The organism is Stenotrophomonas sp. SPM, assembly GCF_003105135.1.
In the GTDB taxonomy this organism is placed as follows: Bacteria; Pseudomonadota; Gammaproteobacteria; order Xanthomonadales; family Xanthomonadaceae; genus Stenotrophomonas.
Window position 1 is genome coordinate 22,205 of the sequence record NZ_QETL01000045.1, and the last position, 7,929, is coordinate 30,133.

The 7,929-nt window shown below is 67.5% G+C and carries 10 protein-coding genes; 5 read left to right on the forward strand and 5 right to left on the reverse strand.

What is annotated here, in order from left to right; all coding sequences use genetic code 11:
- Positions 1–12: 12 nt before the first annotated feature.
- Positions 13–492 carry a flavodoxin gene (locus DCO49_RS11295; RefSeq protein WP_243402721.1) on the forward strand — a complete coding sequence of 160 codons (480 nt, stop codon included), beginning with the start codon at positions 13–15 and terminating at the stop codon, positions 490–492.
- A complete protein-coding gene (locus DCO49_RS11300) occupies positions 464–790 on the forward strand; it encodes a thioredoxin family protein (RefSeq protein WP_116864120.1) in 327 nt (108 codons plus the stop codon). Before DCO49_RS11295 ends, DCO49_RS11300 begins: the two co-directional genes overlap by 29 nt.
- Before the next feature lie 131 nt (positions 791–921).
- On the opposite strand, the gene DCO49_RS11305 is transcribed toward DCO49_RS11300, so the two are convergent.
- Entirely contained in the window at positions 922–2,253 is a 1,332-nt protein-coding gene (locus DCO49_RS11305; protein WP_116864121.1) for an Nramp family divalent metal transporter, read from the reverse strand.
- A gap of 116 nt (positions 2,254–2,369) precedes the next feature.
- Here DCO49_RS11305 and mntR point away from each other — a divergent pair, with 116 nt between their 5' ends.
- Positions 2,370–2,831: a manganese-binding transcriptional regulator MntR gene (gene mntR, locus DCO49_RS11310; protein ID WP_108769078.1), complete on the forward strand. Its 462-nt coding sequence runs from the start codon at positions 2,370–2,372 to the stop codon at positions 2,829–2,831.
- Between the two features lie 383 nt (positions 2,832–3,214).
- On the opposite strand, the gene fabR is transcribed toward mntR, so the two are convergent.
- On the reverse strand, positions 3,215–3,874 hold the full coding sequence (gene fabR / locus DCO49_RS11315) for an HTH-type transcriptional repressor FabR (RefSeq protein ID WP_116864122.1): 660 nt from the start codon (positions 3,872–3,874) through the stop codon (positions 3,215–3,217).
- A 92-nt stretch (positions 3,875–3,966) separates the two neighbouring features.
- On the opposite strand from fabR, the gene DCO49_RS11320 reads away from it, so the two are divergent.
- Positions 3,967–5,037 (forward strand): ferredoxin reductase, encoded by a 1,071-nt coding sequence (locus DCO49_RS11320; protein ID WP_243402720.1) that lies wholly within the window; start codon positions 3,967–3,969, stop codon positions 5,035–5,037.
- A gap of 12 nt (positions 5,038–5,049) precedes the next feature.
- On the forward strand, positions 5,050–6,198 hold the full coding sequence (locus DCO49_RS11325) for an acyl-CoA desaturase (RefSeq protein WP_116864124.1): 1,149 nt from the start codon (positions 5,050–5,052) through the stop codon (positions 6,196–6,198).
- A 5-nt stretch (positions 6,199–6,203) separates the two neighbouring features.
- Here DCO49_RS11325 and DCO49_RS11330 read toward each other — a convergent pair whose 3' ends face one another.
- Genes DCO49_RS11330 through DCO49_RS11340 form a run of 3 tightly spaced genes read right to left on the reverse strand, consistent with a single transcriptional unit; the run spans position 6,204 to position 7,758 of the window.
- On the reverse strand, positions 6,204–6,557 hold the full coding sequence (locus DCO49_RS11330) for a tetratricopeptide repeat protein (protein ID WP_116864125.1): 354 nt from the start codon (positions 6,555–6,557) through the stop codon (positions 6,204–6,206).
- On the reverse strand, positions 6,554–7,132 hold the full coding sequence (locus DCO49_RS11335; protein ID WP_116864126.1) for a flavin reductase family protein: 579 nt from the start codon (positions 7,130–7,132) through the stop codon (positions 6,554–6,556). The genes DCO49_RS11330 and DCO49_RS11335 overlap by 4 nt, the downstream gene beginning before the upstream one ends.
- Positions 7,132–7,758: a superoxide dismutase gene (locus DCO49_RS11340; protein WP_116864127.1), complete on the reverse strand. Its 627-nt coding sequence runs from the start codon at positions 7,756–7,758 to the stop codon at positions 7,132–7,134. Before DCO49_RS11340 ends, DCO49_RS11335 begins: the two co-directional genes overlap by 1 nt.
- Positions 7,759–7,929: the final 171 nt, after the last annotated feature.

The following is a 7,929-nucleotide window of genomic DNA, read 5'->3' on the forward strand; positions in this document are numbered from 1 at the left end:
TCGGGTGCGGCGCTGCGCATCCTGCTGGTGGTGGCCTCGCTGAGCGGCAACACCCGCGAGCTGGGCCGCCACATCCGCGCGCGCTACCACGCCGCCGGGCACGTGGTGCACTGGCAGGAGGTCGATGACCTGCGATCGGTCGCACCCCTGGCCGCCGATGAGGCCGACCTGGTGCTGCTGGGCAGCTGGACCGACAACGCCGGGCGCACCCCCGCAGAGATGAAGGCCTGGGTGGCCGGCATCGCCGAGCGTGGCCAGCGCCTGCGCCAGCTGGCGGTGTTTGGTACCGGCGAAACGCAGTGGGGGCAGGAGTACTACTGCGGCGCCGTGCACCGGCTGATCCGCTATTTCAACAGCAGCTACCCGCCACTGGAAATCGAACAGATGCCGCATGGCGCACGCGATGCCGCGGCCATCGACGCCTGGACCGATGCGGTCCTGGCCCATTACTGGAGCAATCACGATGCAGATCATCGACGCCACCACGCCTGAGCAGTTCCAGCAGCTGCTGGCCGAGCACCCGAGGGTGCTGGTGGATTTCCACAAGGACCAGTGCCCAGGCTGCCGGATGCTGGAGATGTCGCTGCACCGCGTGGCCAACAGTGTGGCGGGGCAGGGCACGACCCTGCTGCGCGTGCAGCTGGAGGTGCTGGGCGAGGCGTTCTTCCGCGAACTGGGGCTGCGGCAGACGCCGACCTTGTCGCTGTTCCGCAACGGGGATGAGCGGCAGCGGCTGGCCGGGTTCCAGTCGCCGCAGCAGATTGAAGCTGCAATCGCGCTGCATCTGTAGCGCCGGCCCCCGGACAACGCACGGCGTGGAATGCACTGTAGAGCCGAGCCATGCTCAGCTGCCGTTCGCGTGGTGCGTGGTGAGTCGAGCATGGCTCGACTCTACATGCGGCAAGGGATCCGCCCTGCGGCTTACGCGCCGGCGAAGGTATCCACCAGCAGCTTCACGTTCAGCGCCACGATCACCACCGCGATCACCCAGGCGATGCTGCCCAGCCAGCGTGGGGCCACCAGCGCGCCCATCGTGGCCTTGTCGGTCACCAGCCGCACCAGCGGAATGATCGCGAACGGCAGCTGCATCGACAGCACCACCTGGCTCAGCACCAGCAGCTTCACCGCCCCCTGGTCGCCGAACAGCAGGATCACCACCACCACCGGGATGATCGCCAGCGCACGGGTGATCAAGCGCCGCAGCCACGGCGGCAAGCGCAGATGCAGGAAACCTTCCATCACGATCTGCCCGGCCAGGGTGGCGGTAACCGTGGAGTTCAGGCCCGAGGCGAGCAGGGCCACCGCGAACAGGGTCGAGGCCAGGCCGACGCCAAGCATCGGTGCCAGCAGCTGGTGCGCCTGTTCGATGTCTTCTACATCAAAACGGCCATTGGCATGAAACACCGCCGCGGCCAGGATCAGGATGCTGGCGTTGATGAACAGCGCCAGAGTCAGCGCGATGGTGCTGTCGGTGACCGCCCAGCGCAGCGCACTGCGGCGGCCGGCATCGGTACGCGGATAGGCGCGGGTCTGCACGATTGACGAGTGCAGGTAGAGGTTGTGTGGCATCACCGTCGCGCCAATGATGCCGATGGCGATGTACAGCGCGTGCGGATCGGTGACCACCTGGGTGCGCGGGATGAAGCCACCCAGCACCTCCATCACTGGTGGCGCGGCGAGCGCGATCTGCACCAGGAAGCAGCCGAAGATGATCATCAGCAGGGCGATGACAAAGGCTTCCAGTGCACGGAAACCGCGGTTCATCAGCAGCAGCACCAGCAGCGTGTCCAGCGCGGTGATCACCGCACCCCACAGCAGCGGCAGGTCGAACAGCAGCTTCAGCGCGATGGCGGTGCCGATCACTTCGGCCAGGTCGCAGGCGATGATTGCCGCTTCGCACAGGGCCCACAGCGCCAGGTTGACCGGTTGCGGATAGCGCGCACGGCAGGCTTGGGCCAGGTCCATGCCGGTGGCGATGCCCAGCCGTGCAGACAACGCCTGCAGGATCACCGCCATCAGGTTGGAAACAAGGATGACCGAGAGCAGCAGGTAGCCGAAGCGCGAACCGCCAGCGAGGTCGGTGGCCCAGTTGCCCGGGTCCATGTAGCCAACCGAGACCATGTAGCCAGGGCCAATGAAGGCGAGCAGGCGGAACCACCAGTGGCCCTTGTCGGGCACGGCCACCGAGGCGTTGAGCGCGCCGAGGCTGGCTGCGGGGGCAGCCGGGGAGTCGGCGGGCGCGACGGTATTCATGGCTGCAATATAGCCACTGCTATATCCATTAGCAATGTGAAACAATCGTCTTTGCTGCGTCACTGGTCCAGAATTCAGGTTCAGATCCGGAAGTCATCGGCAGGACAGGCACTCGCGTGGGCAAGACAGGCGCTTCGACATCGGCAAAGAACCCCCCCTTGATCGAGGCCGAGCGCCAGGTCGAGAGCTTCCGGCAGGTGCGCGAGGCACACCGGATGGAGCTGGTCGAGGACTATGTGGAGTTGATTTCCGACCTGCTGGCCGACGGCGGTGAAGCGCGCCAGGTCGATATCGCCACTCGCCTGGGCGTGGCCCAGCCGACGGTGGCGAAGATGCTGCGGCGCCTGGCCCGGGATGGCTGGGTGGTACAGCGTCCGTACCGCGGCGTGTTCCTGACCCCGGAAGGCGAGGCGCTGGCCCATGCCAGTCGCGAGCGGCACCAGACCGTGGAGCGCTTCCTGCTGGCGCTGGGCGTGGACCCGGATACGGCGCGGCGTGATGCCGAGGGCATCGAGCATCATGTCAGCGAACAGACGCTGGCGCTGTTCGAGGCGTTCGTGAGGAAGGCTGAGGGCTGAGGTCTTGGCAGGGCTTGCTGCCCTGCACCCGCTGCAACGTCAACGTCAACTTCGAAAAGCCTGCATTCCGTGGGATGGCGGCGTGGGTCCGATTGAGGGGGACGCTGCAAGTACGTCCCTGTAAGCTCGGTCGCCGCATCCATGCGGCTCACGCCCCCTCAACCGGACCCACCCCGCCTTCGACAGTTGTCCGCGAACTGTGGGAACGGCATGACACTGCTGTTGGTGGGTGCCGACCGTTGGTCGGCACGGAGTCGGATCCCGTTGCAATGCAACGGGCTCTGACCCCTCCAGGAAGCGGAATCCGTAGAGTCGAGCTTGCTCGACAACCCGATATCAGGGGTCAGAGCCGTTTCCCGTGGAAGCGGATCCGACCCCGGTGCTTACCTGCCGCGGCGGAACGCGGCGGGGGTGCGGGCGCCGACGATGATCATGCGGATCATCGTGGAAATCTGTTCGACCAGCTCCGGGTCTTTCTCCGGCGGCTGGTCCATCGCGGTGGCGCCCATGGCGAACACCAGGCGGGTGATGGCGGTGGCCACCAGTTCCGGCTTGTAGAGCTTGGCGCCGTCCAGTGCGGCCAGTCGCACCAGGTCGTGCTGCAGTTCTTCTTCGAAGTAGTGCAGTTCGCGTTCGACGGCGTGCTTGAAGTCGTCCGAGCCCACCGCGCCTTCGCGTAGCAGCACGTGCAGCAGCTTGTCGTCGGCGCGCAGCTGCTCCATGAAGGTTTCCACCGACACGCGCACCACGCTGGTTGCGCTGGAGGTGGCGCGCTGGCGGGCTTCGCCGATGATCGTGCGCAGCGAGCGGCCGGCGACGTCGATCAGGGCCACGGCCAGTTCGTCCATGTCGCGGAACTGCCGGTAGAAACTGTTCGGGGCAATGCCGGCTTCGCGTGCGACTTCGCGCAGGCTCAGCGTGGACAGGCTGCGGTGCGGGCCGATCAGTTTCAGCGCGGCGGCCAACAGGTCCTCGCGGCTCACCGTACGGCGGGCCGGGCTGTTGGCATCTTCGGTCGGCGACAGAACGGTGGCGGCGGCCATGGCACTTCCGGAGGGGCAAGGCTGAATCATACCCAATCCGGAGCAATATACACATGTATACACAGGTGTATGTGCGGCCGTATAGTGCGCCCATGAGCGCTGTCATCCGTCCGTCCCTGTTTTCCCCGTACCGCTGGCTGTCGCCGACGTTGTTCGATTTCTGGGCGGGCCAGCTGAATCCGTTGTGGACCCTGCGCGAGCCCCTGGCCCGCCTGGTCCGGCGCGAGCCGGCCGGCGAGGGCGCCGCTACCCTGGTCCTGCGCTGCAATCGGCACTGGGCCGGCATGCGCGCCGGCCAGCACATCACCCTGGGTGTGGAGCTTGAAGGGCGCGTATTGCGCCGCAGCTACAGCCCGACCGCGCTGGGCCGCCGAGAGCTGGCCATCACCATCAAGGCGGTGGAGGGCGGAGCGATCAGCCAGCATCTGGTCCATCACGCCAAGCCCGGCGATCTGTTCAGGTTGGATGCGGCCTTTGGTGACTTCCATATGCCGGCCGCTGCACCGGTGCTGCTGCTGGCTGCCGGCAGCGGCATCACGCCCATGCGCAGCCTGCTGCGCGAGGCCTGCCAGCGCCCGCTGGCCGCGCCGGTGGACCTGTTCTACTGGGAACGCCACGCGGCGGCCTTCCAGTTCCGTGATGAACTGCAGGCGCTGGCTGCGGCGACCCCGAACCTGCGCGTGCACCTGATGACCACCCGCGAGGGCGAGGTACCGGCTGCGCGCATCGATACCCATTCGCTGGCCGTGGCCGGCGACGATACCCCGCTGGCGCAGCGCCACGTGCTGGCCTGTGGCCCGGATGGCTTCGTCGCCGCGGCGCGGCAGCGCCTGGTGCACCAGGTCGCCGGTTTCCAGGCCGAGGCCTTCACCCCGCCGGCACCGCTCAGCGAGGCCGACAGCGCCGGTGAGATCGCCCTGACCCTGGCCCGCAGCGGCCGCCAGCTGAAGGTCGCGCGCGGCCGTTCGCTGCTGGAAAGCCTGGAAGCCCAGGGCATCAAGCCCAAGCACGGCTGCCGCATGGGTATCTGCAACACCTGCACCTGCGACCGCGTCAGTGGCACCACCCGCCACCTGCGCACCGGTGAAATGCAGTCCGAAACGGCGCAGCCGGTGCGGATCTGCGTGAGCGCACCGACCACCGACCTGACTTTGGATCTCTGAGGACCTGCTGCCATGACCCGCGCTTCCGACCGTGCCCTGAGCCCCGCCGAGATGAACGCCTTCGGTGCCGAGCTCGACGCGATCCGTGACCGTATCCTGGGCAGCCTCGGCGCCTCCGACACCCGCTACATCCGCCGCGTGGCCGCCGCCGTGCGCTGGTCGAGCGTGCTGGGCCGTGGCCTGCTGTTCCTGGGCGCGTTCTCGCCGCTGTTCTGGGCACCGCTGCTGTGGCCGGCCTGCATCGCCGGCACCCTGCTGCTGGCGCTGGCCAAGATCCTGGAAAACATGGAGCTGGGCCACAACGTCATGCACGGCCAGTACGACTGGACCGGCGACCCCAAGCTCAGCGGCAACACCTACGAGTGGGACATCGTTGCCACCGCCGACAACTGGCGCAAGACCCACAATTTCCGCCACCACACCTACACCAACGTGCGTGGCATGGACGATGACATCGGCTACGGCCTGCTGCGCATCTTCCCGGAACAGCGCTGGTCGCCGTTCTACCTGATGCAGCCGATCATCGCGCCGATTTTCGCGCTGCTGTTCCAGTGGGGCGTGGCCGCGCAGGACCTGCGCCTGGGCCGCTGGTTCAAGGGGCGCATCAGCAGCCGTGCGATGTGGCTGCAGACCCGTCCGGTGGCGCGCAAGATGGTCCGCCAGGTGTTGAAGGATTACGTGTTCTTCCCGCTGCTGGCCGGCCCGTTCTTCCTGCCGGTGATGCTGGGCAACCTGGTTGCCAACGGCATGCGCAATGTCTGGACCTACGTGATCATCTTCTGCGGCCACTTCACCGCCGAGTCGGAAACCTTCCCGAAGGAATGCCTGCGCAATGAATCGCGCGGCCACTGGTACCTGCGCCAGCTGCGCGGTTCTTCGAACATCAGCGGCGGCTTCATCATCAACGTGCTGTCGGGCAACCTCAGCCACCAGATCGAGCACCACTTCTACCCGGACCTGCCGGCCAACCGCTATGCGGCCATCGCCAAGGAAGTGAAGGAGATCTGCCGCCGCTACGGCCAGCACTACAACAACGGCTCGCTGCCGCGCCAGTTCGCGCAGGTGGTCTGGCGCATCCTGCGCCACGCCTTCCCGAGCAAGCCGCGCCGCCTGCCGATGCCGGACATCATGCCGGCACCGGCACCCGCCAACGCGGGCTGAGGGCTTCAGCTGGCTTTGGCCAGCACCGCCGGCGGATCGCCGTCCTGCGGGACGCGGTCCAGCCGGCGCAGGAACACCTGCATCTCCTTGCGCGCCTGCTGGTCGCCCTTGCTGCCGGCCACGCTGAGCCCACGCTGCCACGCCGCGCGTGCCGCCTGCGGCTGGCCACCGGCCAGCCAAGCCTTGCCCAGCAGCTTCCACGCCGCCGAATACTCCGGATCCAGCGCCACGCAGCGTGCCAGGTGGGTGGCGGCGTGCACGGGCTGGCCGGCGTCCAGCCAGCTCCTGCCCAGGCCGAAGCGCAGCAGCGCGCTGTCCTTGCCGCTGGCGAGCATTGCCTCCAGTGCTTCGATGTTCATGGCTGTACCTCATGCGGCAGTTCAAGCGGCCCGGGCAGGAAGCGGCCGCGATGGAACATCAAGGGCGCACCACCGGTTTCCTGCACATCGATGATGCGGCCGGCCAGCAGCAGGTGGTCGCCCACCGGCCACTGCGCGTGCCGGCTGCAGCTGAGGTGTGCGACCGCACCGGCAATACGCGGCGGTGTGTCTTCCCCGCCCTCCAGCAACGGCACGTCGTCGAAGCGATCACGCACGCTCGGATCGGCGAAGCGTCGTGCCAGGGCTTCCTGCCCGGCACCCAGCACGCTGAGAGTGAAGCGGGTCGCATGCTGGAACACGCGCAGGCGCTTCGCGTGCAGAGCCAGGTTCCACAGCACCAGCGGCGGCTGCAGCGAGACCGGCACGAACGAGTTGATGGTCAGCCCGTGCGCGTGTCCCCGCGCGTCGCGTGCGGTGACGATGGCCACGCCGGTCGGGTAGTGGCCGAGCAGCCGGCGCAGGGCGCGCGGCGGCAGGTTCACCGAGGGCGCTGGCGCCGGGGCGGGGAAGACCCCCGCCCACGGCCCGGCATAGGCACTGCCGCCGGCGTCCATCAGGCGCGCGCCTGGCGGTAGCGACGGCCGACCTCGGCCCAGTCGATGATGTTGAAGAACGCACCGATGTAGTCGGGGCGACGGTTCTGATAGTGCAGGTAGTAGGCGTGCTCCCAGACATCCAGGGCGAGGATGGGCGTATTGCCGGACAGGCCGACCGCCGCGCCCATCAGCGGGCTGTCCTGGTTGGCACTGCTTTCGACCTGCAGGCGTCCGTCGCGATCGCTGGTCAGCCACGCCCAGCCACTGCCGAAGCGGGTCTGCGCGGCCTTGCTGAAGGCGTCCTTGAAGGCTGCGAAACCGCCGAGATCGCGGTCGATGGCAGCGGCGAGTTCGGCATCCGGCGTGCCGCCGGTGGCGCTGAGTACCGTCCAGAACAGGCTGTGGTTGGCGTGGCCGCCGCCGTTGTTGCGCACCGCGCCGCGGACGGACTCGGGCAGCGCGTCGAGGTCGGCGATCAGGGTTTCCACCGGGGTGTCGGCAATGCCGGCCTGTTCCAGTGCGGCGTTGAGGTTGTTGATGTAGGTCTGGTGGTGCTTGCCGTGGTGGATCTCCATGGTGCGCGCATCGAAGTGCGGTTCCAGTGCGTCATAGGCGTAGGGGAGGGCGGGGAGCGAGTAGGGCATTGCAACAGTCTCCGTGGGGAAGGCCAGCGGGTTGGCCTCGGGGAGACTGTTATCGCACCTCAACTTTGGTTGAGGTCAAGAGGGGGGTGGGAAGCGTGCGCTGATGGCGCTTTGGGATTTCCGTGATTGCGCGGTTGGGTGGACGCAGGCAGGACACGCCGTAAACCCATC

Coding starts and splice junctions, on each gene's coding strand:
- DCO49_RS11300 (WP_116864120.1), top strand. CDS start 464: ATGCAGATCATCGACGCCACCACGCCTGAGCAGTTCCAGCAGCTGCTG.
- DCO49_RS11305 (WP_116864121.1), bottom strand. CDS start 2,253: ATGAATACCGTCGCGCCCGCCGACTCCCCGGCTGCCCCCGCAGCCAGC.
- DCO49_RS11320 (WP_243402720.1), top strand. CDS start 3,967: ATGAGCGCTGTCATCCGTCCGTCCCTGTTTTCCCCGTACCGCTGGCTG.
- DCO49_RS11335 (WP_116864126.1), bottom strand. CDS start 7,132: ATGGACGCCGGCGGCAGTGCCTATGCCGGGCCGTGGGCGGGGGTCTTC.
- fabR (WP_116864122.1), bottom strand. CDS start 3,874: ATGGCCGCCGCCACCGTTCTGTCGCCGACCGAAGATGCCAACAGCCCG.
- DCO49_RS11325 (WP_116864124.1), top strand. CDS start 5,050: ATGACCCGCGCTTCCGACCGTGCCCTGAGCCCCGCCGAGATGAACGCC.
- DCO49_RS11340 (WP_116864127.1), bottom strand. CDS start 7,758: ATGCCCTACTCGCTCCCCGCCCTCCCCTACGCCTATGACGCACTGGAA.
- DCO49_RS11330 (WP_116864125.1), bottom strand. CDS start 6,557: ATGAACATCGAAGCACTGGAGGCAATGCTCGCCAGCGGCAAGGACAGC.